At 50.0% G+C, this 24,249-nt stretch carries 22 protein-coding genes, 1 tRNA gene and 1 CRISPR repeat array; of the genes, 13 read left to right on the forward strand and 10 right to left on the reverse strand.

Annotated features, from left to right (window positions below; genetic code table 11):
• The first annotated feature begins 181 nt into the window (after positions 1-181).
• A complete protein-coding gene (locus GEI7105_RS36005; protein ID WP_375339035.1) occupies positions 182-412 on the forward strand; it encodes a zinc ribbon domain-containing protein in 231 nt (76 codons plus the stop codon).
• A 622-nt stretch (positions 413-1,034) separates the two neighbouring features.
• Here the strand turns inward: GEI7105_RS36005 and GEI7105_RS0111440 are convergent.
• The gene (locus GEI7105_RS0111440; RefSeq protein ID WP_017660597.1) at positions 1,035-2,168 is read right to left on the reverse strand and encodes a choice-of-anchor A family protein; all 1,134 of its coding nucleotides are present in this window, start codon (positions 2,166-2,168) and stop codon (positions 1,035-1,037) included.
• Positions 2,169-3,204: 1,036 nt separating this feature from the next.
• Between GEI7105_RS0111440 and GEI7105_RS41030 the strand changes: the two genes are divergently transcribed.
• Both GEI7105_RS41030 and GEI7105_RS33395 read left to right on the forward strand, forming a co-directional pair.
• A complete protein-coding gene (locus tag GEI7105_RS41030) occupies positions 3,205-3,426 on the forward strand; it encodes a helix-turn-helix domain-containing protein (protein ID WP_071592001.1) in 222 nt (73 codons plus the stop codon).
• Positions 3,411-3,644 carry a transposase gene (locus GEI7105_RS33395; RefSeq protein WP_017660598.1) on the forward strand — a complete coding sequence of 78 codons (234 nt, stop codon included), beginning with the start codon at positions 3,411-3,413 and terminating at the stop codon, positions 3,642-3,644. Before GEI7105_RS41030 ends, GEI7105_RS33395 begins: the two co-directional genes overlap by 16 nt.
• Here GEI7105_RS33395 and GEI7105_RS34825 read toward each other — a convergent pair.
• Complete coding sequence (locus GEI7105_RS34825) at positions 3,623-4,036, reverse strand: GFA family protein (RefSeq protein WP_071592002.1); 414 nt, start codon at positions 4,034-4,036, stop codon at positions 3,623-3,625. The genes GEI7105_RS33395 and GEI7105_RS34825 overlap by 22 nt on opposite strands.
• A 462-nt stretch (positions 4,037-4,498) precedes the next feature.
• Positions 4,499-5,002: a bifunctional adenosylcobinamide kinase/adenosylcobinamide-phosphate guanylyltransferase gene (locus tag GEI7105_RS0111460; protein WP_017660600.1), complete on the reverse strand. Its 504-nt coding sequence runs from the start codon at positions 5,000-5,002 to the stop codon at positions 4,499-4,501.
• 217 nt (positions 5,003-5,219) lie between these two features.
• On the opposite strand from GEI7105_RS0111460, the gene GEI7105_RS0111465 reads away from it, so the two are divergent.
• Together GEI7105_RS0111465 and GEI7105_RS37160 are read left to right on the forward strand one after the other, a co-directional pair.
• Entirely contained in the window at positions 5,220-5,930 is a 711-nt protein-coding gene (locus GEI7105_RS0111465; RefSeq protein WP_144053764.1) for an ATP-grasp domain-containing protein, read from the forward strand.
• 78 nt (positions 5,931-6,008) lie between these two features.
• Entirely contained in the window at positions 6,009-6,290 is a 282-nt protein-coding gene (locus GEI7105_RS37160) for a hypothetical protein (RefSeq protein ID WP_144053765.1), read from the forward strand.
• A 154-nt stretch (positions 6,291-6,444) separates the two neighbouring features.
• On the opposite strand, the gene GEI7105_RS30125 is transcribed toward GEI7105_RS37160, so the two are convergent.
• The 3 genes from GEI7105_RS30125 to cas1 form a co-directional block, all read right to left on the reverse strand.
• Complete coding sequence (locus GEI7105_RS30125; RefSeq protein WP_083862364.1) at positions 6,445-6,999, reverse strand: GNAT family N-acetyltransferase; 555 nt, start codon at positions 6,997-6,999, stop codon at positions 6,445-6,447.
• A 180-nt stretch (positions 7,000-7,179) separates the two neighbouring features.
• Positions 7,180-11,431: direct repeats of the CRISPR family, unit length 37 nt; unit sequence GTTTCCGTCCCCTTGCGGGGAAAAAGTAGGGAAAAAC.
• A 328-nt stretch (positions 11,432-11,759) separates the two neighbouring features.
• Entirely contained in the window at positions 11,760-12,041 is a 282-nt protein-coding gene (gene cas2 / locus GEI7105_RS0111475; RefSeq protein WP_017660603.1) for a CRISPR-associated endonuclease Cas2, read from the reverse strand.
• Positions 12,042-12,054: 13 nt separating this feature from the next.
• On the reverse strand, positions 12,055-13,065 hold the full coding sequence (gene cas1, locus GEI7105_RS0111480) for a CRISPR-associated endonuclease Cas1 (RefSeq protein WP_017660604.1): 1,011 nt from the start codon (positions 13,063-13,065) through the stop codon (positions 12,055-12,057).
• Between the two features lie 107 nt (positions 13,066-13,172).
• Here cas1 and csx18 point away from each other — a divergent pair, with 107 nt between their 5' ends.
• Positions 13,173-13,475 (forward strand): CRISPR-associated protein Csx18, encoded by a 303-nt coding sequence (gene csx18 / locus GEI7105_RS30130; RefSeq protein ID WP_144053766.1) that lies wholly within the window; start codon positions 13,173-13,175, stop codon positions 13,473-13,475.
• A gap of 255 nt (positions 13,476-13,730) precedes the next feature.
• On the opposite strand, the gene GEI7105_RS0111490 is transcribed toward csx18, so the two are convergent.
• Positions 13,731-14,489 carry an arylamine N-acetyltransferase family protein gene (locus GEI7105_RS0111490; RefSeq protein ID WP_017660606.1) on the reverse strand — a complete coding sequence of 253 codons (759 nt, stop codon included), beginning with the start codon at positions 14,487-14,489 and terminating at the stop codon, positions 13,731-13,733.
• Positions 14,490-14,563: 74 nt separating this feature from the next.
• Here GEI7105_RS0111490 and cas6 point away from each other — a divergent pair, with 74 nt between their 5' ends.
• Positions 14,564-15,874 carry a CRISPR-associated endoribonuclease Cas6 gene (gene cas6 / locus GEI7105_RS30135; RefSeq protein ID WP_342662822.1) on the forward strand — a complete coding sequence of 437 codons (1,311 nt, stop codon included), beginning with the start codon at positions 14,564-14,566 and terminating at the stop codon, positions 15,872-15,874.
• Positions 15,875-16,485: 611 nt separating this feature from the next.
• Here cas6 and GEI7105_RS0111500 read toward each other — a convergent pair.
• The 3 genes from GEI7105_RS0111500 to GEI7105_RS0111510 form a co-directional block, all read right to left on the reverse strand.
• Positions 16,486-16,558 (reverse strand) — tRNA-Ala (locus GEI7105_RS0111500).
• Between the two features lie 74 nt (positions 16,559-16,632).
• Positions 16,633-17,358 (reverse strand): HAD family hydrolase, encoded by a 726-nt coding sequence (locus GEI7105_RS0111505; RefSeq protein ID WP_017660608.1) that lies wholly within the window; start codon positions 17,356-17,358, stop codon positions 16,633-16,635.
• Between the two features lie 160 nt (positions 17,359-17,518).
• A complete protein-coding gene (locus GEI7105_RS0111510) occupies positions 17,519-18,382 on the reverse strand; it encodes a class I SAM-dependent methyltransferase (protein WP_026097596.1) in 864 nt (287 codons plus the stop codon).
• 203 nt (positions 18,383-18,585) lie between these two features.
• On the opposite strand from GEI7105_RS0111510, the gene pyrG reads away from it, so the two are divergent.
• The 6 genes from pyrG to GEI7105_RS0111535 all read left to right on the forward strand — a co-directional run bounded on the left by pyrG (position 18,586) and on the right by GEI7105_RS0111535 (position 24,133).
• Positions 18,586-20,280 carry a CTP synthase gene (gene pyrG / locus GEI7105_RS0111515; protein WP_017660610.1) on the forward strand — a complete coding sequence of 565 codons (1,695 nt, stop codon included), beginning with the start codon at positions 18,586-18,588 and terminating at the stop codon, positions 20,278-20,280.
• 27 nt (positions 20,281-20,307) lie between these two features.
• A complete protein-coding gene (locus GEI7105_RS0111520) occupies positions 20,308-20,526 on the forward strand; it encodes a hypothetical protein (protein WP_017660611.1) in 219 nt (72 codons plus the stop codon).
• 158 nt (positions 20,527-20,684) lie between these two features.
• Positions 20,685-21,497, forward strand: a complete 813-nt coding sequence (locus GEI7105_RS0111525; RefSeq protein WP_017660612.1) for a squalene/phytoene synthase family protein — start codon at positions 20,685-20,687, stop codon at positions 21,495-21,497.
• Positions 21,498-21,623: 126 nt separating this feature from the next.
• Positions 21,624-21,764, forward strand: coding sequence for a hypothetical protein (locus GEI7105_RS38405; RefSeq protein ID WP_158413192.1), 141 nt, complete (start codon positions 21,624-21,626; stop codon positions 21,762-21,764).
• A gap of 46 nt (positions 21,765-21,810) precedes the next feature.
• Positions 21,811-22,563, forward strand: a complete 753-nt coding sequence (locus tag GEI7105_RS0111530; RefSeq protein WP_017660613.1) for a cytochrome c biogenesis protein CcdA — start codon at positions 21,811-21,813, stop codon at positions 22,561-22,563.
• Between the two features lie 205 nt (positions 22,564-22,768).
• Entirely contained in the window at positions 22,769-24,133 is a 1,365-nt protein-coding gene (locus tag GEI7105_RS0111535; protein WP_017660614.1) for a cytochrome c biogenesis protein, read from the forward strand.
• Positions 24,134-24,249: the final 116 nt, after the last annotated feature.

The following is a 24,249-nucleotide window of genomic DNA, read 5'->3' on the forward strand; positions in this document are numbered from 1 at the left end:
CCTCTTCTCTAAAGCCTAGCTGCAAAAATATTGCTTCGCGTTCCCTGACCACGCTTCTCACTCTTACTTTGGGTAAGTTGATTAAGTCTTCTACAAAAAAGTTCAATCTTTAGATCCGCCTGCATTTGTTTTCTATTATACTATTATCACCTCAAACTCCGAAGACCCCAAGTTTGTAGTTATCGGACGTTGGGAACCCACCAGTCAAACCTGTTCTAATTGCGGTTATAGGTGGGGAAAAATTGATTTGTCTGTGCGGTCAGTGATTTGCCTAAATTGCGGTACAGAACACGACCGAGATGATAATGCGTCTAAAAATATAGAAATGGTCGGCATGGGGCATCGGCACGACCTTAAATGTACGTCGAGAGATGGTCAGACTACTTCGGTAGCACAACTCAATGAAGCGTAAAGAATCCCCACGCCTTCAGGCTGGGGAGTATGTCAAAGCGCTCAAGGCATTTCTCAAAGGCGATCGCCCCCACCGAACTACCGGCACCACGGACATCTCCAAAATCAGACATCGACCCAATCCCTCGATCGCCCGACAGAGATTCTCTTGGTTGAGATGCACCCCGTCAGCATCTCCAAAAATAACACGGCATGGGCGATCGTCGCGACGAGCTGAAGTTTTAGCTCCCTCGGCGAGAAGCCCCGCGCTCTACCCGTGCTTGGTGAGCGGCGGCCGGGATAGCCGAGCGGCAAGGTATAATGAACTTAGAAAGTGCCGAGAAAACTCTTCTGCGAATTGGCTCCTTCCGCCGACAACTGGAGTTGACCGACCCGTAGGCAATTGCCGCAAGTCCCCCGTTTCCAAGGTTGAAAGAGAAGATGTGAAAAAGCAAGCCTCCTTTGGGGAGAAGAAACTTAAAAGTGGGGATGGGCGTCTCCTCACTCTAAAACGCTCGAATCCTGCGCTCTCGACACAGAGATCGTTGTAGATGCAGCAGGTGGGAGAAGCCCGCATCGTATGCTTGCATCGATGTCGGGAGTACGTCACAAGTTTTAAACCAGACCCAACTCCAACATAATCCTTAAGACCGCTTGCGACGGACACCCATCAAAGCAACCCCCAGCAAGCCCAACAACAGCGACGGCTCGGGAATCTCCGTCACGTCTCCATTGTCACCGCCGTCTTCGGGAAACATTTCGCTGACATCGAGAACTTCGCCGCCATTGCCCCGATAGTGGAACTCAAAGCCGCTGCGGGCTTGGGCCGATTCCACGATCGATTGTCCGTTGACCGAACCGCCACTGACGCTCAAATTTGCCGTCGGAGCGAGTAACGAACCTTGGTGGTCGAAAGCACTCAAATTAATTGTCTTGGCTTCATAGTAGTTCACCAACATTCGCGTGCTGAAATCTTCGGGATCTCCGCAAATCTTCACCCCCGGAATTCCGGCAAAAGCTGGGTCGAGACAGCCTTCGGAACCGAAGTTAAGCTGACCGCCGGAAATATCAACACGTTCGCCAGCGACGTTGACGATTACTTTGGCACCGTCGGGAACGTCAATGTAGCGCGTTAGACCGGTGCTACCCGCCCAGGTGTCTGCATCGATGTTGAAAACGTTCAAGTCGGAGTTGGTTCCTTTTAAGACCAAACTCCAGGGTGTGGCGGTTACGGCGGTTCCGTCGGTGGTGTCTAGGGTACTCAAAAGATGGGCATCGCGACGCAAATCGGCTTTCAAGTCTGCGAAGTCTACCGGTAGGTTGTTTCCGAGACCGTCGACGATCGTGTTCGGACTCCCTGGAACTGTGGTGATATCGACACCGCTGATGTTACCGCCGATGCGGGCGCTACCGGAATTCATGCCCCAGGCGGCACTGCCGGTGATGTCGCCACCAACGACTAAATCGATACGCGAGCCGTCGATCGATCTTTCGAGAACGTTACCAGGTTTCGAGCAAATAATTGTACCCGAACTGCAATCGCCGACAGAGTAGGAACCGGGCAACTTCAGATTGCCGCCAACGGCTAAACGACCTTCGGTGTCGCCGCTCTCGGCCAGCAAATCGTTAAAGACGATCGCGTTAAAACCTAAGCCGTTGTGGAGTTGAAATGCGTTAGCCTCTTGAGCCAGTCCGGTGACGGCGAGGACGGTTGCACTCCCGAAAATTGGTAGGGAGTGCGAAAGGATTGTTTTTGCTGTGTCAAAGGAAAATAGCATATTGGGAATAGAACGAAAAACACGTAATTAGTTTGATGATAACAGTTATTTTGACTCAGTTAAATCTGGCTTGTTTTCGCTTTATTGAATCTTTAAATTTTGCTTATTGAATCTTTAAATTCTGCTTGCTGAAATTTATTGTTGCTGCACAATTTTCTCGGGGGAGACCCTCGATTTTTCTCGAGTTCGATCGATTTTCATCTGAGGAGGAGGCTCCCAAACGCTTCGTTCGATTCAGAGGGATTGAGAGCTGATTGGCAAAGAGTGCAGCAGGAGAGAGCGCGGTGAGAACTCAGGTGAGGCTTGCTATGACGCCTTTGGAGTTTGGCAGGACTCGATTGGGGTAGGGGTCGCCAGAATTCTGACGGGATCGCTGAGTTAAAAGGAGGGTTAAGGGTTTTTGTCGTTCGTCTGAAACTGATGTTAACGGGAAGGACGAAAGCTGTGCTGTAAAGGTGGAAATTTTCATCGATGGCTCCCTCGCATTCGATCGTTTTTTTTGGGATTCATGCTATTTTTATGATTTAGATTTATAATTTAAAATTTATAATTAATTGAATTGCTTGAATAAATTTGTAGAAAATTACTAATTAAAATTCTTATTTGTAAGTCGAGTCTTTCTCGAGATTTTGAATGTTTTTAAGATAAGAAGGATTTTATTTTTTAGACTCTTCCGATTTTGCTATGCAAAAAAATATTAATTTAACCCCGATGCCGATATTTAAAATTCAAAGCCGAAATTATGTAAAGCTTACAAGTCTTGATATAGAGCGATCGATTGGTGTAGAGTAAATGCAATTATTTAGACTCGATCTATAATTAGAGAACTCAAATGACTTCTAACCCCAAACTCAAACTAATGACAAAACTTCTCAATTTAGACGGAATGAAGGTAAAAGATTATCAATTTATAGAACAAGTATGAATTACCCTTTATATCGAACATGAACCCAGGGCAGTACCCTGTCCCCAATGAGGAAAAAGCACCCGTAAACTTCACTAAAATCATCGATATGTTGTCAGAGATTTGCCTTTGATGGAACAATCAGTTTACCTGCAAGTTAACCGCCGACAAATGAGGTGTCAAAACTGTGGAAAGAAGTTTAGCGAAGATTTAGAAGTCATTCCCAAGAAGCGAACATATACAAAAAGATTCCGCCAGCAAGTTGTGCAAGAAACTTTAGAAGGAACTCTCAGCAAAACTGCTCGAAAATATGGACTAGGCAACGATAAATTGAAACGATGCTCAAAGATTTAGGAAAAGAGCTAATTGAAAAAAAGCCTCAAGGTCTGAAACGATTGGGAATTGATGAAATTGCCGTTGTGAAAGGACAAGGAAATTATTATGCAGTGTTCGTAGATTTGGACACTGGAAATTTAATTGGTTTGTTAGAAAAACGCACAAAAAAAGAGATTGAAGAATATCGCCATCCCGTCAGACGCTTGGGTGTCTGTCAGGCTTCCCAGTCGGCTTGATACTGTTTGGCTCCCTCGATGGGCGCGATAAAGGGAAACCGGCGGGAGACGAAAAGCTCGTATGCAATTGTCAGACCGCTCGGGTCGTCCAGTGTTGCGCTTGAGAAGCTTTGCTGGTCTGGATACTCGGGCGATTCCCATGTCATGGGCGTACCGCACTGCACGCAAAAGCGGCGTACAGCTCGATCGCTGGCACGGGCTTCGCCTGCCGGTTCGGACAGCCAGGTGAAATACTCCACCGGTACGACTGTAAACATCCCAAAGGGCGCACCATGAGTTTTCTGGCAGTGTCGGCAGTGACAGGTACTATGCGTTGCTTCGGTTAGATCTACACGGTAGCGCACGGCACCGCACAGACAACCGCCTTCGCGAATATCTTTTGCATTCGCCATGATATTTTCTTCCTTTTTTAAGGAATCTATTATCTGTATTTTGCCCGATGTCGCGTTTTTTAGTGGGGTGAGTTATAACGACCTCGCCATACGTCCGATACTCGGGACGTTTAAGTGTATTCTTGAAAACAGCTCTATATCGGCATTTCGTTGGGTGCATCTCACTTTCGTAAATACACAAGTTCGGCAATTTGTCAATATTTTCCTCAAGGACTGCTAGAAGGGGATTTACTCCTTTAAGTATTTATACTTATCGCAGAATTGAGATGCACCCATTTCGTTAATGTTCGTTTTCTGGCGAGTTCGAGCTTGAGACCGATCTCAGATATCCAGTTCCATCGGAACACACGTAATCCCGTACCCCAACTAATTTGCTTAATATTTTCCTCAAAGATCCCCGGCATCTCCGAGATGCCGGGGATCTCGCCTCGTCTGCGATACGTGAATTCACCAGACGAACCGCTACTTCACTTTCAGTGGTAAACCCGACACCATGAAAAACACCTCGTCGGCGAGATCGGCGACAAACTGATTCATCCAACCCTGTAAATCCACAAACTTTCGTCCGTTGGCGTTCTCCGCGTGTAAACCCATCCCGATCTCGTTAGAAATCGCAATTAACGTAAAATCCTGCTTTAAAACTTCCAACAGTTCCCGCTTCGTCAACTTCAACGACTCGTCAATATCGCCTTCGGTATCCATAAAAAAATTCGTCAGCCACAGGGTAATACAGTCGAGAACCACCACTTCCCCCACAAACTGATGTTTGGAAATATATTTCTCTTCCTCCACCGTTCGCCAGGTGGCGTCGCGATCGCTCTGGTGGCGTCGAATCCGTTCGAGATAGTTGTCGTCCCAAATCCGCGATGTTGCTAGATAAATCGGCGTGTCGGACAAGCGTTTGGCCAACTGTTGCGCGAATTTGCTTTTACCGGAACGCTGTCCGCCTGTAACGAAGTAAATCACAACGGTTTGAGGGTTTTAAGGTGTGTCATGCTTTTATCAGAGTGGCACGATCGGCGGTAAGATTCAAATTGTTTTGGGCGCTTGTTCTGGGTGTATCGTGTTGTTTCTCAGATCGACAATCCAGCTTGACTCGTCAGGTTAGGGATCTCTAAGCTGCTAGAGTGGCGATGACTTATCGTAATTTCCTAATTACACTACAAACTCTGAGGTTGCGATCGTGTTTTACATCCAGATGGAAAACGGACTTCCCCATCACTTCGACGCGGCTTGTGCGTTGTATGGCTGTCGGGAATTAGAAGAACCCTATCAACTCATCTCTTATGAGGAATTAGTGACAGGTCAATACGACGACGCTCTACGCCGAGGAATCTTCGTGGGGACGGTGGAGTTTATGCGGGAAGTCTGGAACAGATTGAAAATACCCATGCCTCGACTTCCGAGGAACTCCAATCGAGTTTCGCAATGTATGACTTTAGGGGAAGCACTCGAGAAGCGCGAACGAGAAAATAAGCCCTTATTTATTAAGCCGAAAAATATGAAGGTGTTTACGGGTTTCGTTCATGAAGGGTACTCCTATCGCTGTCTTGAGGACGTACCGCTCGATGTTCGGGTTTTAGTGTATCCGGTATTTAGCTCTCCTATTGTCAGTGAATGGAGGGCTTATATTCATCGCTACGAGATATTAGATGTCAGGAATTACTCTGGCGATGTTTTTGTCTTTCCCGATAAGGACTATCTCGATCGGGTCGTTCGAGAGAATAAGTCTGATTTTCCGAGTACTTATTGTATCGATATCGGGGTGCTAGAAAGCCAGGAGCAGGTGGTAATTGAATTTAACGATATGTGGGCGATCGGGAATTATGGCATTCCCAACTGGCTCTATGTGAAAGCTCTCAGGGATAGATATCGAGAGATAATTCGGGGTTAACTGGGTAAACCATCTTGCTTTCTAGCTTTAGCATCGCCGTTTCCATTCCCTTGCAGGGAAAAAGCAGGAAAAAACGCAGTGGCAGAAGATCTAGGGTTTGTTCGGCTTTATGTTTCTGTCCCCTTGCGGGGAAAAGGTAGAAAAAAACAGGTTATGGCAGTTGCCGGGGACACCCCGGTTATCGTTTCCGCCCCCTTGCGGGGAAAAGGTATAAAAAAACTTGACCGCTTCCCATTTTGTAATAGCATATATTGCGGAGCAGAGTATGCGTGTGGTCTTGTTTTACGTAATATTAATGCTAGCGATAGAACAACTCGGAAATTGTATCACTGGTTCCGTGGCGGTAACGCTTTATATTAACGATTATACAAAGGCATCGGTGCTTCCAATAGCGATTTACGATCTTCCACATTTCTTTATAATGATGTATGCGACCTTGAAGTTTGGTATCATAGGTGCAGCGGCTACGACCATGATTGGAATAATTGGCGTTAATTTGTATCAGTATATTTATTCATACTGTAGATGCATTATTTAATAGAACTTCAATATCCGTCCAGCCGTATGATACCTCCTTTAATCTATGTATTCCTCTCGTTTCGACCCTAGTATCGATGATAACTCCCTTTTTATTTTCATAGAATCGTCGTGCTCTGACATTCTGTTCCAGAACCCACAATGAAACTGCTTTATGTTCTTTCGATATGAACATTCTAGCGACTTCATTCATCAGTCCGGATCCTATTCCCGCGTTATGGTAGGCACTCAGGACGTATATTGAAGTTATTTCCGCCGTAAAACCCATTCTCAGTAGCGGTTCTGTGCGCTGCGAACTTCCGTGTACGAAACCAACTACTGAGTTATCGTATTCAGCAACATATGCAGCGTCCATAGATGTGTTGCTGTTTGTCAGTATGCGTTCCCAACCTTCGCTTCGTTTTTTTAAAGATAAGTTTTCGAGTAATTCCGAGGGAAGTATATTGTGGTATGTCTCCTGCCATGATGTTACATGCACAGTTGCGATGGCATTTGCGTCGGCTTTACACGCCGTTCGATAATAAACGGACATATACCATTCTCCTTTGTTTCTCTCTTTTTCCGCTTTACTTAAGCGATGCGAACTCGTCGATCGAGCTTTCGTCAATGACCAAGAATAATGGGATACAAGCCCCGCCCTTCTAGGGCGGCTTTTTCTGGTTTTCGATGTATTAATGAGCCTAGTTTTTCCAATCCCGATTCATTTTATAAAGTTTCCGTCCCCTTGCGGGGAAAAAGTAGGGAAAAACATCGGGATTGCGTTCTTCATGTATAGCGTGGGGTGTGTCCAGTTTCCGTCCCCTTGCGGGGAAAAAGTAGGGAAAAACTTCAAATCCAAGCTGGGGCATTACTTACTTACTTAGTTTCCGTCCCCTTGCGGGGAAAAAGTAGGGAAAAACTTATCAACTCAAGGATAAGTGAAGAGATTAGAATGATGTTTCCGTCCCCTTGCGGGGAAAAAGTAGGGAAAAACGTTGACGTTCACGACGGAAGCTTTCGGCTTTTCAGCCGTTTCCGTCCCCTTGCGGGGAAAAAGTAGGGAAAAACTTATCTATATCAGTTTTTTCTGAAACAAATTGATTATGTTTCCGTCCCCTTGCGGGGAAAAAGTAGGGAAAAACTTTCCTGCTGCAATCTTACCAGTATTGAGCAAGTAGGTTTCCGTCCCCTTGCGGGGAAAAAGTAGGGAAAAACTTAACGCAACAATCTTGACAGCAACCGCCTTCATTCTCTAGTTTCCGTCCCCTTGCGGGGAAAAAGTAGGGAAAAACGAGGTAGACAGGTTTAAGATACCTAAGACTACTTGCTGGTCATGTTTCCGTCCCCTTGCGGGGAAAAAGTAGGGAAAAACTCTCAGGAGCTAGGGTTAGAGGTCTCAGAGGTGTGGGAGGTTTCCGTCCCCTTGCGGGGAAAAAGTAGGGAAAAACGTTGGTGTCGTCCACTTCCTTGTCATGGGGAGGTAATCAGGCAGGGTTTCCGTCCCCTTGCGGGGAAAAAGTAGGGAAAAACGTAGGAGGACAATGTACATGTGATATAGGAAAAATATCTTATAAGTTTCCGTCCCCTTGCGGGGAAAAAGTAGGGAAAAACTGCATAGCAAAAAAAAGGTCTGTCTTTAGCTCCGATAGTTTCCGTCCCCTTGCGGGGAAAAAGTAGGGAAAAACACGTGCTGGCTTATCTGATTCTTCGCCAAACCAGCTAACGTAGCGTTTCCGTCCCCTTGCGGGGAAAAAGTAGGGAAAAACTTTTCCTGTAAAAGCTCACAATGCTCGCAACCATATGGTTTCCGTCCCCTTGCGGGGAAAAAGTAGGGAAAAACTTTGAAAATCTTGAGTTGACTGAATTCAACCGACTCAAAGGGTTTCCGTCCCCTTGCGGGGAAAAAGTAGGGAAAAACTTCACCTGAGAACTGCGACGAGAAGACAAAAACAAAAGTTTCCGTCCCCTTGCGGGGAAAAAGTAGGGAAAAACTCTGCTGATGCACATCTGGGCGTTCTTTAACGAGGGGGATTGTTTCCGTCCCCTTGCGGGGAAAAAGTAGGGAAAAACGAAGTAGCAGCTAAGCGTAGTCGTGAAGGCTACGATAAGGTTTCCGTCCCCTTGCGGGGAAAAAGTAGGGAAAAACAGCAAAAGAGGAAGAAAGACGAAGAGAAGAAGAAAGAGGATACACAGTTTCCGTCCCCTTGCGGGGAAAAAGTAGGGAAAAACGATCAGTATACATTAAAGCCTGATGGCTCTAAGAGCCAGTTTCCGTCCCCTTGCGGGGAAAAAGTAGGGAAAAACTTTTCAACGTTTAGGGACTCTAAGCAAACTTAATGAGAAAAATGTTTCCGTCCCCTTGCGGGGAAAAAGTAGGGAAAAACGGGGGAGCTCCCCAAGGTAGGGTGGTCCATTCACGATGACCGCCTCCGCGTTTCCGTCCCCTTGCGGGGAAAAAGTAGGGAAAAACAATGGATTCTCAAACCACCCTAATGGCTCAAAGTCTTTTTGGAGTTTCCGTCCCCTTGCGGGGAAAAAGTAGGGAAAAACATTAATCTAACGGATCTTACTTCCTTTCAATAATTTGTTTCCGTCCCCTTGCGGGGAAAAAGTAGGGAAAAACATTAAGAGGAGTCATTTAAAGGTAGACTCCTCTATTAGTTTCCGTCCCCTTGCGGGGAAAAAGTAGGGAAAAACGTTAATGCCGATTGCGAAACCGACCTGATCCTCAAACAGGTTTCCGTCCCCTTGCGGGGAAAAAGTAGGGAAAAACGTAGACCTATCCCGACCTCGGTCAATGGCACTCCTCTGAGTCGTTTCCGTCCCCTTGCGGGGAAAAAGTAGGGAAAAACACCATATGACAGGGGAAAGTCTCGTCATTAAAATTAGTTTCCGTCCCCTTGCGGGGAAAAAGTAGGGAAAAACACGCGCGGTGTCGGCGGCGCTGCCAAGCAGCGTCAGCAGCAACGTTTCCGTCCCCTTGCGGGGAAAAAGTAGGGAAAAACTCGAGAGCCTCCGGGTTCAGGTGGAGCTTATGCTCCCATTGTGTTTCCGTCCCCTTGCGGGGAAAAAGTAGGGAAAAACTTGGGGGTAAGATCCGTAACTGCTCCCACATACCTATCCTCAAGTTTCCGTCCCCTTGCGGGGAAAAAGTAGGGAAAAACCTCAGTTCGTGGAAACCCTTCTGGCCTTCGAGGCCAACGGGGTGTTTCCGTCCCCTTGCGGGGAAAAAGTAGGGAAAAACTTCCCCTTCAGGATAGCTCCAACCGAAATCAATGACGTTTCCGTCCCCTTGCGGGGAAAAAGTAGGGAAAAACATAGTCTATCAAGACTATTACGATGAGGAAGGCTATCCTGTTTCCGTCCCCTTGCGGGGAAAAAGTAGGGAAAAACGAGCGGTTTGTCGGACTCGGCAAAAACAAGAAGGTCTCTTTTGTTTCCGTCCCCTTGCGGGGAAAAAGTAGGGAAAAACGGAATCCCCAACCCGCCCGGAAGGAGGAGGTCGGTCGCGTTTCCGTCCCCTTGCGGGGAAAAAGTAGGGAAAAACCGAAGAGGTGGAAGCGGAAACGCTCAAGCCTAAACTGTTTCCGTCCCCTTGCGGGGAAAAAGTAGGGAAAAACCCTTTGCAATAATTCCCAACGTCTAGAAATTGCCGTGGGTTTCCGTCCCCTTGCGGGGAAAAAGTAGGGAAAAACAGTAATCACCTCCTTTTCTTTTCCTTTGACTTCCACTAAAGTTTCCGTCCCCTTGCGGGGAAAAAGTAGGGAAAAACTTAGGACTCACCCGGAAGGAGATGGAGAAACAAGGGCGTTTCCGTCCCCTTGCGGGGAAAAAGTAGGGAAAAACATTCCTCTCCGGTGAGCTTCTCAGCCTGTTGACTGAGTTTCCGTCCCCTTGCGGGGAAAAAGTAGGGAAAAACGTGAAAGACCTCCAGTCGGAGTACCCCGTCACGGAGGAGCAGGTTTCCGTCCCCTTGCGGGGAAAAAGTAGGGAAAAACATCTTCAAAAGTTTGTAGAAAGAAGGTTAACAGCGGAAGTTTCCGTCCCCTTGCGGGGAAAAAGTAGGGAAAAACCAGCGTCAACACGGTCTGCTTACTTGACCAAGCCCGCTTAGTTTCCGTCCCCTTGCGGGGAAAAAGTAGGGAAAAACGTTTCTTATTCATTAAACCCTCAATTACATAGACCTTAAGTTTCCGTCCCCTTGCGGGGAAAAAGTAGGGAAAAACAGAGGACGGGTGGTACTACTTTCACCGTACTTCCATTGTTTCCGTCCCCTTGCGGGGAAAAAGTAGGGAAAAACTCGGCGGCCTGTCCATCGTCAGCGTGTATCTCAACAACGTTTCCGTCCCCTTGCGGGGAAAAAGTAGGGAAAAACGAAGACCGTCAAATTCAATACCAAAAAATTCGGATGAGTTTCCGTCCCCTTGCGGGGAAAAAGTAGGGAAAAACCTAAAGCCTGTACCCAACCTTTCCTAGAATCGCCGATAACTAGGTTTCCGTCCCCTTGCGGGGAAAAAGTAGGGAAAAACGAAGTAAGTATAATGGGAGTTTATATGGAATCCCGACTGTTTCCGTCCCCTTGCGGGGAAAAAGTAGGGAAAAACAGATCCGTGGCAGATCCAAATCTTTAACAACTTAGATGTTTCCGTCCCCTTGCGGGGAAAAAGTAGGGAAAAACGGGATTATGTAGCAGAATCTTTTCATCATGCCCAAAAACAGTTTCCGTCCCCTTGCGGGGAAAAAGTAGGGAAAAACGGGCCGGTTCGACTGGCGGGTGTCTCAGAAGTTCGCTGAGGTTTCCGTCCCCTTGCGGGGAAAAAGTAGGGAAAAACCATTAGTTTGTTTCACTCAACTTGTAAGGTTAAGCAACCCTTGTTTCCGTCCCCTTGCGGGGAAAAAGTAGGGAAAAACAATCTAAAGAAATAATGCTTAAAAGAGGGCCACTATAGTTTCCGTCCCCTTGCGGGGAAAAAGTAGGGAAAAACCCTATAGCTTTAGAAACCTTGTGCTATTTAGTTTTCAAGGTGCAGTTCCGCGAAGCTGATTCACACTCTGTTACAACCTCGATCGCTTAAAAGGTTTCAAAAGAAAATCTTTTGAATTTGAAGCTGTACTAACTTTATCGAAAACGCGAGACGCTGTCAACTCAAAATTCGTAAAATTGCAAAACTTTACATTTTTTCAGGAAATTTTAAATTTACTTTAGCTTTCCGCGAAGATAAAACCACATTTTACAAAAAAAAACACACTCAAAACCTCCATCTCAAAAGACAGAAAGCCATAAAACTTCCAAACTTAAACCCCAAAAAACAGTTACAAAATCAAAAAATCCGGCGGTTCGTAAGGCGGCGGCGACCCAAACACCCGCGTTTCCCGTTTCGCCCGTTCGTCCAACGGATACACCCGCAAACTGTCTTCGGGTAACTCCAACACCCGCAACCACCGCTTCAACAACCGCTCCAACATCTCCTCGTCGCAAGGACACTCAAACACCGAATACTGAACCCGCTCGCATCGCTGCTCGATTAACTTCGCTAACTTCCTCCGGCGGCGATCGCACCGCACGTCATAACACACCAACCACAACCGACTCATCCTCACCACCTCCTCACCGCACCGTAAACGCCCGATAGTCCGAGCGCAACTCCACACAACAGCGTCCCAACCACCGCGCCTGTTCCAACAAAATCTGACTCAACGTCAACTGGCGGTTTTGCGGCTCGTAAAAAAACCGCGTCTGAAACCGACGTTCCAACTGCGCCAAAAATAACTTCTTCGCCGTCGTTCCCAACCAAACCCCTTCCCCATCCGGCGACGGCTCGAAATCCAACGGATCGAGTAAATCCGACTCCAACATTCCCCACACCGTTCGATCGATCGCCACCGGACGAAACTCCTCCATCACGTCCAACGCCAAATTGGGACGATAGGGTTCCGTGGCGTGGAAAAACCCCAAATAGGGATCGAATCCCGCCCGAACGCACGCCGAAAACACCCTCGACAACAACACCCCATACCCCCAACTCAACAGCGCATTTCCGGGATCTCGCGGCGGACGGCGGTTGCGCCCGGAAAAATTCCAGCGAGGGGGCAACACCTGCGCCAAAGCCTGATAATACGTTCGGGCGCAAATCCCCTCAATTCCCATCAACTGCGATCGCTCCAGCGGCGACTCCAACCCCTGCAACTGTCGTATATACGTCCCCATCGTCTCCACCGCCTCCGCCAACACCGCCACTCGTCCCTGTACCTCGCGGTTGCGCCGCTGCAACAACACCCGTTGATTGCGAATTTTCCCCAACACCAACATCTGCGCCAACGCCATCCCGAACGTCGTATCCACCACCCGATACTGCGCCAACCGCAGCGTCGGATTCGTCTGAAACTGTCCCTGCAACCGTCCGCGAAACCGTCCGTCTCCCCGTAAAAACAACGTTTCCACTCCACGATCGAGCAAGGCGGCGATCGCCTGCGCCGTCAACTGCACCCCCGGTAACACCACCAGCAACCGCAACTCCGCCAACCGACAGCGGCGTTTCTCCTCCCCTCGCTTCACCGTCAAACTCTCGTTTCCATATCCCACCACTGTTCCCGGTTCGGTTAAATAAAGTGTCGTCATACCCGTTGCGATCGCTCGACTCTTTTATTTAACTCCCTACATGGAAGCTGCACCTTCCATATGGATGTCATAATAGCCACGTTCGCAACCTCTACCCTCAAACTTTCATGATGTCTCGCACCCTTGCCAAACAACTCACCCGCTACCGCAGCGTTCTCGTCGCCCTCGCCAACGCTGGAATCACCTGGATAATCCTCATCATTGCCCCTCTGGGCTTATTCTCTGTAATTCTCTGCACCGGGCTAGTTTTTACCAGCAGTCTCGCCCTCAGTTGGCTGGGCGACAAAGCCCTAATTTCCCTTCTCCGACAAGGCGGTTACGACGTCATGTTCGCCACTCGCGCCCCCTATCCCCTCGATCGCACCTACGATCGCCCTCTATCGCCCCCAGACGAAGAAACCAGAGATTGAAACGATCGCCGTAACAGTATCGACACAGGCGCGATCGCTGGTTTTTTAGGGTCTTCGGGAATTGCGGTGTAATTTGTTATTTTGAATGCAAAATTGGGCGGGGGCGCATTGCCGTGACGCCCCTACAATAAGGGTTTTACTTATTATGAAATAAACTTGTCACCTTAAATCGAAAAGACCCATCCAAGCCAGGTGTTTCGCACCTTATCGTTGAACCGTCTTTAACAACTCCAATTTAGCGGGCGATCGTCGCACCTAAAAATCCAGCGTCACACCAAAATACTCCTTCAGCTTAGACTCGAACATGGCTTCGTTCTCGAGTTCGATTTCCTCAACCCGATCGCTTTCCGAGATTTTCAACTTATTTCCTGCGATCGTCACGCGACCGTTTTTCCTCGCCAAACTAATCAAACGCTGTCGCGTAAAAAACGACTCAGGATGAGTTTGATGGTATCGACACATTTCCTGAAATTCACTCAACTCTCTTTCCTTTAACGTAAATAAATATTGAGGCTCGACCTCTCCATTTTCTATCTTATCCACACGATAAACATCTCCCTCGTGTTTTTCAATAATGAAATTCCCTCTGGGATCTTGTTGTACGATTCCCGGTTTTATCGTTAACGGATGCAATGTAAACTCACCAAATCCCACATCCAATAAAAAATCTCGGTCGTCAAGACGAGCGATCGTTACCAAATGGTCGAATTCCCGTTCGGAACCTTGGTTACGGGCAAAAATTCGCGCCGAAATTCGCTTAACTTGAAAGCCCAAACCTTTCAAAAGCTCGTAAAAAAGTCCGTTTAGCTCATAACAAAATCCACCTCTTTGACTTAAAACAACTTTTTTGTAAATGCGATCGAGATCCAGTTCGATCGCCCGTCCATAGTGAACGTCGAGATTTTCAAACGGAACCGTTAACAAATGAGATTCTTGTAACGCCCGCAAAACCTCTACACTCAAATTTAGATCGCCAGAATACCGAATTCGCTCGAGATAGTGGTTGATATTCATTGTGGGTTGCTGTCCAATCCAATGTAAGGGTTTTCAGAATTGTCTGTTAACCCAAAAAACGCGATCGCTCACTTATGCAACGCGGCGGGGTGAGTTCGCCCCAACCGATCGCCCTCAACGTTCAGAAGAGCGATCGTAACAATTGTATGGGAAAGATAGCAATACGCCCTCAGCCTCATCAACAGGTCGATCGCCGGACAGTTGACGGTTCCCCATCAAAAGCTGGACACTATAAAAAGTCGTCTACTTTAACAATTTCCTCGATCGCCCCAATGCCCTCACTCCCCACCTGGACAGACGACACCGAACTCGTCGGCCTTCGCTTCGAGTTGCAACCCCATTACAGCAGCACTCTCTTTCCCCAATACAGCATCGGATTGCACGCCTGGTTTCTCGACTGCGTGCGCCAAAGCAATCCCGAACTCTCCACCTACCTCCACGACGGCGAATCCGAAAAACCCTTTTCCCTCTCCCTTCTCGACGGCGAACTTCCCCTAGTCGGACGCCAACTGCAAGTCTCGGGCGATCGCACCTACGGCTGGACGTTAAACCTCCTCACCGCCGAGCTAGTCAAGTGGGCGAAAACCTGGCTAGAAACCCCACCCCAAACCCTCAACCTGCGAGCTGCAACCTTCGACATCAAGGCGATCGAAGTCGATCCTCCACCAACGACCTATCAAACCCTCTTCGACACCGCCGACGCCGCCAGCGTTCGACTGAGTTTCCTCAGTCCCACTAGCTTTCGCCATCGCGGCCATCACGTCCCCCTTCCCGTTCCCACGAACCTCTTTCACAGCTACCTGCGCCGTTGGAACGACTTCTCAGGACTTCCCGTCGAGACAGAAGACTTCCTCGATTGGGTCGATTCCCACGTCGTTTTACGCCGCCACGACATCCGCTCCCACAAAGTCGCCGCCGGAAAGCGGGGGGCTGTCACCGGCTTTACCGGATCGATCGAGCTGTCCGTTTCCGCCACCGCTCGCCGTCAAAACCCCGACTACGCCAAACTGTTCGCCGCTCTGGCCCGTTTCGCCCCCTACTGCGGAACCGGCCACAAAACCCCTTTCGGCTTAGGACGAACCTGCGTGGGGTGGACTGAAGCCACCGCCGAACCCAACAGCGAGCAAGCGCGCCTCGCCGAACGCATTGATGATTTAAACGAGCTGTTGCTGACGCGCCAAAAACGCCCCGAGAGCGATCGCGCCCGTAAAATCTGCCAAACCCGCGCCACCATTCTCGCCCGTCGCGAACTCGGCGAATCTCTCCAGGCGATCGCCGACGATTTAGAAATGCCCTACGATACCGTTAAAACCTACGTCAAACTCACCCGTCGCACCTTGCGCGACCTGGAGTCTAACCCACAACAACAATTATCGATCGACTAATTAAAAGGGGTGCATCTCACTTTTGCACCCGGAACCCCACCCATCTTCCCCTTACTAGGGGGAGGTGCTGAAGGGGGAGGGGTCGTTCTACGAAATTGAGATGCACCCAAACGACTGAGCGATCGCATTCATGCTAGCCTTCCCAAAGGACGGGACTTGACCAAAGATTGAGGGTTTCAAGCCCCGCCCTAGAAGGGCGGCATTTGAATGCTAAACTGAAGTCAGTCCAGTGCAGGGTGATTCGTCGGTAGCCCAGCTCGTAAAGGGTTTTAACGACCATTGCGACATCGGTGCCGAGGTGCGAGAGACCTCTTTAAAAACGCAAGCACTCAAAAGAGTCGCGAGACCAGAAAAGTCGAGCATTTGCTCAAATGGTTTCCAACGTACCGTGGGGCGCACGGAAATGTAAAAAAGCCTGGGGAGATTAGCCCTCTGGGGTCTTCAGCCATTGTCTCACAACAATCCAGTCGGAGAGTTGAAGGAGAGTGGGTTCGAGTCAGCGAGTTGGCTTGGCGGAGATTTAAAGGTGGATCGACGAACCCGGAATCCCCCTGCCAATTGGCGGGGGAGAACGTCAAAACAACGACAAATAATGTGTCAATCGAAACTAATGGAGAATAGGGGATTCGAACCCCTGACCTCTGCGGTGCGATCGCAGCGCTCTACCAACTGAGCTAATTCCCCGATTCGCAATTACCCATCATATCACAAAACTGAAAAAAACGGACGATCGCCAAAAAAAAAATTACTTACGCCCGTCAATCGGAACTCGAAGCCTCTGGAGACGCCCCCAACCGCGCGGGAACTTCCGTTTCAAACGCCTCCCGCACGCGATCGAGTTCCAATTCCGAGAGGTAATCCACCACCCAATCCGCCTGACGCTGCAACATATGAACCGGGTAAGTGTTCGCCACTCCCACCGCTTGCAACCCCGCCCGTTGCGCCGCCTCGATTCCCGCTGGCGCATCCTCGATCGCCAAACATTCCGACGGTTTCAACCCCAACTTTTCCACCGCGAGCAGATACCCGTCCGGTTCCGGTTTGCTAGTGGCGATGTCGTCCCCCGCGACGATGATGGGAAACTGTTCGGTTAACCCCAGGCGATCGAGTACCGTTTCGATTTCCACGCGCAACGCCCCACTGACTAAAGCTAACTGCAAGTTTTCCAGCCGCAGCTTCAAAATAAAATCCGTCAACCCCTCGTAACTCGGGAGCGTTTCCATCTGGCTCAACTCCTCCAAGTACATCTGCGACTTGCGGCGCATCAACTCCCCCAAATACTCCTCCGTCACGCAGCGGCCGCGACGCTCGAATAACATCTTCAACGCCACGCGATCGCTGCGTCCCAAACACACCGCCTGAAAATCCTTTGGATTGGGGCGTAAATTTTCCTCGAGCAATAATTGTGAAATCAAACGCTCGTGAATGGGTTCGTCGTTAATCACAACCCCGTTAAAATCAAAAATAACTGCCTTCAGTCCCATGTACTTGAATTGAGAGTTTGCATTTCAATCGAACGTTTTCCGATCGACCTCCTATAGGAATTGAAGTAACCCTCCTCAATCCCCGCTAGCAAAAGGGAGCAACTCGTTCCCTCCCCTGAAAACGGGGAGAGTTGGGGTGGGATCAAAAATATTCATCTCCCTAAGCCAAGGCCATCGAACCGCCTTCAAAGGACACTTCCTCTAAAGGCTGTGTCCGAGAGGAAACCGCCAACGGCTTCACCCCTCGCGTCACCTGATGAATCCACCAATGTTCGCGACCCTCGATCGCTTCAAATCCCGCCCGTCGCATCCACTGCACCACATCGCCCTCCGCATAATCGCGAATGTAGGGTTCCTCGAACACCTCCATCAACCAAGGCGTTTGACGGAGCGTCGCTTGATTCCCATCGAGAACCACCACCTCGCCCCCAGTTGTTAACAAACGAAAACACTCCTGCAATACCTGTTGCGAGATCTCTGGCGGGAGTTCGTGAAACAGCAGCGACACCGACACCACATCGAAAGACGCATCGGGAAACCCAGTCCGTTCGGCTAACCCGTGTTTCCAAGCGATATCCAACCCGGCTCGCGCCGCCTTGTAAGCCGCCACGACGAGCATCTGAGGGGACAAATCCAACCCGATAACCTCCGCCTCGGGGAAAACCTGCTTCAACATCAACGTCGTCGAACCCGTCCCACAGCCGAGATCGAGAATGCGTCGGGGCTGCGATCGCACCGCCGAGATCGCCCCTTCGCGCACCCAAGTCTCATTAGGCGGTAAAACGTACTGCGTAATCGGATCGTAAGAGACTGCCGCCCCCGACGTCAGATATCCCCCTTTCACGCCGTGGAAGTTCTGCGTTTGGTAATAGTCAGGATAAACCAGAGTGCGATCGCAGCGTCGCGCCACCTCCGTTTCCCAATCGATCCGCTCGGACAAGCGAAGCATCGCCTCCTCGTCCACGAGCGATCGCACGACGGGCGATAAAAACCGCTCCCACAACGTAGTCTGACGAGTTGTCACCCGAACCCCCTCGCCCTAGCGGGCTACTGACATCAGTTCTCTCATCATTTTTACATTAATTAATACTTTTGAAATCCGCACTGAAACAGACTCCTCCCGCGTCGCGACGATTTACCAAATTCCCGCCAACCCGGTCGTGTCCTATGGCAAAATGAACCCAGGGCAAACACGAACCCATCGGTTACACCGCTCGCTCGAATTCCATGACCAAATTCATTTTTATTACAGGTGGCGTCGTTTCCAGTATCGGCAAAGGAATCGTCGCCGCTAGCTTGGGACGGCTTCTCAAATCCCGCAATTACTCAGTTTCGATTCTCAAACTCGACCCTTATATTAACGTCGATCCCGGCACGATGAGTCCGTTTCAGCACGGCGAAGTTTTCGTGACCCAAGACGGTGCCGAAACGGATTTGGACTTAGGACACTACGAGCGCTTCACCGACACGTCCATGTCCCGCCTCAACAGTGTCACCACAGGTTCGATTTACCAAGCGGTCATCAATAAAGAACGCAGAGGGGACTATCAAGGGGGAACCGTGCAAGTGATTCCCCACATTACCGGAGAAATTCGATCGCGCATTCTGCGAGTCGCTCGCAACACCTCCCCCGACGTGGCCATCGTCGAAATTGGCGGAACCGTCGGCGATATCGAATCCCTGCCGTTTCTCGAAGCCATTCGTCAGTTCCGAAAAGACGTAGGACGCGAAAACCTCATGTACGTCCACGTAACCCTGATGCCCTGGCTTCCAGCGGCCGGGGAAATGAAAACCAAACCCACCCAACATTCTGTCAAAGAACTGCGATCGATCGGGATTCAACCGGATATGTTGGTGTGTCGGTGCGATCGCCCCCTGCCCTCCCATCTCAAAGAAAAACTCTCGGAATTCTGCGACGTTCCGGTCGAGCGAGTCATCACCTCCCCCGACGCCAGTAGCATTTACGAAGTCCCGTTGGTTCTCGAACAAGAAGGCTTAGCCCAAGCCGTTCTCAATTGCATCGGACTCGAACAGCGAGAGCCAGATCTCGAACACTGGCGCACCCTCATCGAACGGATGCACCATCCCGATCGCGAAGTAGAAATCGCCATCGTCGGCAAATACGTCCAACTCTCCGACGCCTACCTCTCCGTCGTCGAAGCCCTGCGTCACGCCACTATCGACTGTGGCAGCCAACTCAAACTACGCTGGGTCAACTCCGAAGATGTCGAACGAGACGGCGCAGAAACCCACCTCAGCGGTGTCCAAGGCATTGTCGTCCCCGGTGGGTTCGGCAGTCGCGGCATCGACGGTAAAATCGCCGCCATTCGCTACGCCCGCGAAAACCGCATTCCCTTCATGGGCTTGTGTTTGGGGATGCAATGCGCCGTCATCGAATGGGCCCGCAACGTCGCTCGCCTAGACCGTGCCAACAGTTCCGAATTCGATCCCGAGGCTGCCAATCCGGTGATCAGCCTGTTACCCGAACAAGAAGACGTGGTGGATTTGGGGGGAACCATGCGCTTGGGACTCTATCCCTGTCGCTTGAATCCCGAAACGACCACCTTTAGCCTGTACCGTCAAGAAGTGGTTTACGAACGCCACCGCCATCGCTACGAGTTCAACAACGCCTATCGCAGTCTGTTCCTCGAAACGGGCTACGCCGTGAGCGGAACCTCTCCCGACGGACGACTCGTCGAAATTATCGAACTCCTCGACCATCCCTTCTTTGTGGCGACTCAGTTCCACCCAGAATTCGAGTCGCGCCCCAACCACCCTCACCCTCTCGTGAAAGGGTTCGTCCGAGCTTCCTTGGGTATGACTCCAGCAAGCGATGAAAACGAAACCATCAGCGAGAGCGAGGCCGCTACGGAGTTCGATCGAGTCGATCCTTCCACAAATTTCCCGGCTGAAGTCTCATAATCTCGGCTGGAGACTGGAGGGCATCCTGTGGCGTATTGGATTAAAATCAACTACGAGCGGGATAAACAGGTATACATAATCGATCTCGATCGGATCGTTGCTTTTTCGCTCTCTTGGAACAGCCGTTTGACGTTATATTTGACCGAAGGCGATCGCCCGATCGTCTTAACCGAGCAAAGCGAACCCGAAGCCTATCAAAAAGTCATCGATTATATCGAAAAAACGACGGGCTATTCCCTCGAATAAGGAAAAGCGATCGCCTTAACACAACGCCCTACCCCACAAGACCGTTCCAGAAAACGAGGGGGTGGGGCGTTCGACTTTTCTGACCGTCACTTCACCCGATGACCGAGAGCGAATAGAAGTATATGCTAGATGACGAGTTGATGTGAGGAGTCGAACGGATGAATTCCCAAAAAGACGCGCTACAGGTGCTAAAAGAGACCAGTCGGACGTTTTACATTCCGATTAGCCTTTTACCCACTGACTTGAAAGAGGCGGTGGCGTCCGCCTACTTATGTATGCGCGCGATCGACGAAATTGAAGACCACGAGGATCTCGATAACGCCACGAAAGCCCAGCTACTGCGAGGAATCTCTCTGAGCTTGCAAACGGGAACCGGCGGTCACGGCGATCGCTTCGGGGCTGACTGGGGAAAATCTCGCGATCGACTTCCCGAAGTTACCCTGCGCGTGGACGACTGGGCCAAACTCGCCCCTCGCTCGATCGCGCCCCGCATTTGGGACGCCACCGCCGCCATGGCCGATCGCATGGCCTACTGGGCGGAGTGCAACTGGACGATTCGCACCGTCGCCGACCTCGATCGCTATACGTTTAGCGTCGCCGGTGCAGTGGGTCTACTACTATCAGATTTATGGGCCTGGTACGATAACACCCAAACCAACCGTACCGACGCCATCGGCTTCGGACGGGGACTGCAAACCGTCAACATCCTCCGCAACGCCCGCGAAGATCGATCTCGGGGCGTGGACTTTTTCCCAGACGGATGGACGGCGGTGGAAATGCAGGCTTACGCGCGACACAACCTGGAAATGGCCGATCGCTATACAGAATCTCTCCCGCCCGGCCCGGCCTTGGACTTCTGTAAAATTCCCTTAGTCTTAGCCCACGGAACCCTCAAAACCCTAGCTTTGGGAAAAGAAAAGCTCACCCGCGACGACGTGATGCAACTCATCGGTCAAGTCACAGGACGCTAAACCGGGTGAGGTGATGATGAGATGATGAGGTGATGTGAGGGGGATTTGTCGATGAGTTGTAGGGTGCGTGACTCGAACAATCGGGTGTGAATCGTTAAACCGGTCGATCGTCACGTACCGCCAACAATGACGTTGACTTCAGATCGATCTGATGTTTCCACGTCAGACACCGACCCCGATCGTGCGACGCACAGCTTCCGCGATCGCACCGTCTCCTCCTCTCCTCACCCCCTCATCTCCTCATCTCTCTCGAGTCAGTTCGGTTAAGACCGTTACAATTGTCAAAGCAGCACTTGATTGTTAAGCATCGTTCATGGACGCCACTGGCTCGATCGAATTCCTACAAACGACTCTCTATCATCTTCAACAGTTCGCCGATCGCCTCGTTAGCAGCCAACTGACTCACCTAAGCGCAACGAGCGTGTTGGTGGTTTTCGGTGCTGGACTGCTGACCAGCCTCACCCCTTGTATGCTGTCGATGCTTCCCATTACCTTGGGTTACATCGGCGGTTACGAAGCTCAAAATCGAGGTCGCGCCGCCCTACAGTCGGTGTGGTTCTCCTTGGGACTGGCTACCACCCTCGCCGCCTTGGGACTCGCGGCGGCGTCGTTCGGTCGCGTTTACGGCCAAGTCGGGGCGGGACTTCCCATCCTCGTCGCCGTCATCGCCATTCTCATGGGGTTGAATCTCCTCGAAGCCTTACCCCTACAACTTCCCTCCTTCGATGGGATGGGTTGGATTTCTGACGACCTCCCCCGAGGGGTGCGATCGTATCTCCTCGGCCTCACCTTTGGCTTCGTGGCGTCTCCCTGTAGTACCCCCGTCCTCGCCACGTTGCTGGCGTGGGTGTCTGCAACCGGAAACCCTCTTCTCGGAAGCGCTCTGCTTCTGTCCTACACCAGCGGTTACGTCGCCCCCCTCATCTTAGCCGGAACCTTCGCCGCCACGATGGAAAAGCTCCTGTCTGTCCGCCGTTGGTCGGGTTGGATTACCCCCACCAGCGGCGCGTTACTTGTCGGCTTCGGCGTCTTTACACTGCTATTCCGTTTCTTTCCCACAGTTTAGCGTCGGTGCGTGACGATGTATCGGTAAGCACGATTTCAACCCCGTTCTCCAAGTCACACACCCTTGTACATGGTGACAACGAAGACACTGTTAACTGAAAACTGTCTTCACTGCTCACTGCTCACTGCTCACTGTTGACTGTTCACTGAAAAACGCGCACCCTACGACTTTTTATCAACTATCAATTATCTATCAATTTTTCAAAATGTCCGATTCTGCTCGAACGTCTAATTTTTCCATTACCGCTTGGTTTCGTCGGGAACTTCTGCCGCTTTTAGCCGATTTACGGTTGGCGATCGTGTTACTGCTCGTCATTGCAGTAGCGAGTACCGTAGGAACCGTTATCGAACAGGGAGAAACTCTCGAGTTTTACCGCGCGAACTATCCTGAAGATCCCGCGTTGTTCGGCTTTCTCAGTTGGAAAGTTCTGTTGACGCTAGGACTCGATCGCGTCTATAAAACTTGGTGGTTTTTGGCGTTATTGATTCTCTTTGGAAGTAGCCTCACCGCTTGCACGTTTACACGACAACTTCCGGCGTTGAAAGCGGCGCGACAGTGGAAGTTTTATACAAAACCCCGTCAATTTCAAAAATTAGCGTTGAGTACGGAACTCGAGAGTGGAGACATTTCACAGTTAGAAACTTTACTCCAGAAACAAAACTATAAGGTATTTAAAGAAGGGGAATCGCTTTACGCTCGCAAAGGCATTATCGGACGCATCGGCCCGATTATCGTTCACGCCAGTATGTTGTTGATTCTCGCGGGTGCCATTTTGGGAACCATGACCGGGGTAATGGCTCAAGAAATGATTCCCAGCGGAACCACAACCCCCGTTGGAAACTTTATCGATGTAGGCGGTTGGGCGTCGCTCGATCGCTTTCGCGGTTGGCAGTTACAAGTCAATCGTTTTTGGATCGACTATACCCCAGACGGCGCGATCGATCAGTTTTATTCCGATTTATCGGTCGTCGATGAAAACAATGAAGAGATCGATCGCAAAACCATTTTTGTAAACGAACCGCTTCGCTATAACGGTGTAGTTTTCTATCAAACGGATTGGAGTATTTCTAACGTCAAAATTCGTCTCAACAACAGCCCTATTTTTCAACTTCCGATGGCGAAGTTAGACACTGGTGGAAACGGGCGAATTTGGGGAACTTGGATTCCTACAAAACCGGATTTGAGCGAAGGGGTTTCGCTGTTGGCGCGGGATTTACAGGGAACGGCGTTAGTTTACGATACTCAGGGACAGTTGGTTTCTTCGGTTCGTGTCGGTGGTGAAACGGAAGTTAACGGCGTCACGTTGAAACTCATAGATATCACTGGTGCGACGGGATTGCAAATTAAATCCGATCCGGGGATTCCGCTTGTTTATTCAGGTTTTGGCTTGTTAATGGTGAGTGCGTTAATGAGTTATGCTTCTCACTCGCAGGTTTGGGCGTTAAAACAAGATGGAAAGCTATATGTGGGCGGACGAACCAATCGCGCTCAGGTAGCATTTGAACGGGAATTGCTAGAGGCGATCGAACAATTACAACCTGAAAGAAAAACAGAAGTTGTTATGTCCTGATATCTGTTTTTTAAGTTGTAGGGTGAGCATCGCCCACCTGTCCAAAACTTATCGAATTTGATATCGCTGAAAGTAGTAGCCCACCTGTCCAAAAAATAAAAAAATTTCAAGTTTGA

It is taken from the genome of Baaleninema simplex PCC 7105 (assembly GCF_000332355.1).
Classification (GTDB): Bacteria; Cyanobacteriota; Cyanobacteriia; order Cyanobacteriales; family Geitlerinemataceae; genus Baaleninema; species Baaleninema simplex.

What these genes read in the sequence shown, in the direction of transcription:
- cas1 (WP_017660604.1), bottom strand. Translation starts at nt 13,065, where the DNA reads ATGACGACACTTTATTTAACCGAACCGGGAACAGTGGTGGGATATGGA.
- GEI7105_RS0111505 (WP_017660608.1), bottom strand. Translation starts at nt 17,358, where the DNA reads ATGGGACTGAAGGCAGTTATTTTTGATTTTAACGGGGTTGTGATTAAC.
- pyrG (WP_017660610.1), top strand. Translation starts at nt 18,586, where the DNA reads ATGACCAAATTCATTTTTATTACAGGTGGCGTCGTTTCCAGTATCGGC.
- GEI7105_RS33395 (WP_017660598.1), top strand. Translation starts at nt 3,411, where the DNA reads ATGCTCAAAGATTTAGGAAAAGAGCTAATTGAAAAAAAGCCTCAAGGT.
- GEI7105_RS0111490 (WP_017660606.1), bottom strand. Translation starts at nt 14,489, where the DNA reads ATGAATATCAACCACTATCTCGAGCGAATTCGGTATTCTGGCGATCTA.
- GEI7105_RS0111530 (WP_017660613.1), top strand. Translation starts at nt 21,811, where the DNA reads ATGGACGCCACTGGCTCGATCGAATTCCTACAAACGACTCTCTATCAT.
- cas6 (WP_342662822.1), top strand. Translation starts at nt 14,564, where the DNA reads ATGCAACGCGGCGGGGTGAGTTCGCCCCAACCGATCGCCCTCAACGTT.
- csx18 (WP_144053766.1), top strand. Translation starts at nt 13,173, where the DNA reads ATGATGTCTCGCACCCTTGCCAAACAACTCACCCGCTACCGCAGCGTT.
- GEI7105_RS41030 (WP_071592001.1), top strand. Translation starts at nt 3,205, where the DNA reads ATGGAACAATCAGTTTACCTGCAAGTTAACCGCCGACAAATGAGGTGT.
- cas2 (WP_017660603.1), bottom strand. Translation starts at nt 12,041, where the DNA reads ATGAGTCGGTTGTGGTTGGTGTGTTATGACGTGCGGTGCGATCGCCGC.
- GEI7105_RS0111535 (WP_017660614.1), top strand. Translation starts at nt 22,769, where the DNA reads ATGTCCGATTCTGCTCGAACGTCTAATTTTTCCATTACCGCTTGGTTT.
- GEI7105_RS0111440 (WP_017660597.1), bottom strand. Translation starts at nt 2,168, where the DNA reads ATGCTATTTTCCTTTGACACAGCAAAAACAATCCTTTCGCACTCCCTA.
- GEI7105_RS34825 (WP_071592002.1), bottom strand. Translation starts at nt 4,036, where the DNA reads ATGGCGAATGCAAAAGATATTCGCGAAGGCGGTTGTCTGTGCGGTGCC.
- GEI7105_RS38405 (WP_158413192.1), top strand. Translation starts at nt 21,624, where the DNA reads ATGACGTTGACTTCAGATCGATCTGATGTTTCCACGTCAGACACCGAC.
- GEI7105_RS0111525 (WP_017660612.1), top strand. Translation starts at nt 20,685, where the DNA reads ATGAATTCCCAAAAAGACGCGCTACAGGTGCTAAAAGAGACCAGTCGG.
- GEI7105_RS30125 (WP_083862364.1), bottom strand. Translation starts at nt 6,999, where the DNA reads ATGTCCGTTTATTATCGAACGGCGTGTAAAGCCGACGCAAATGCCATC.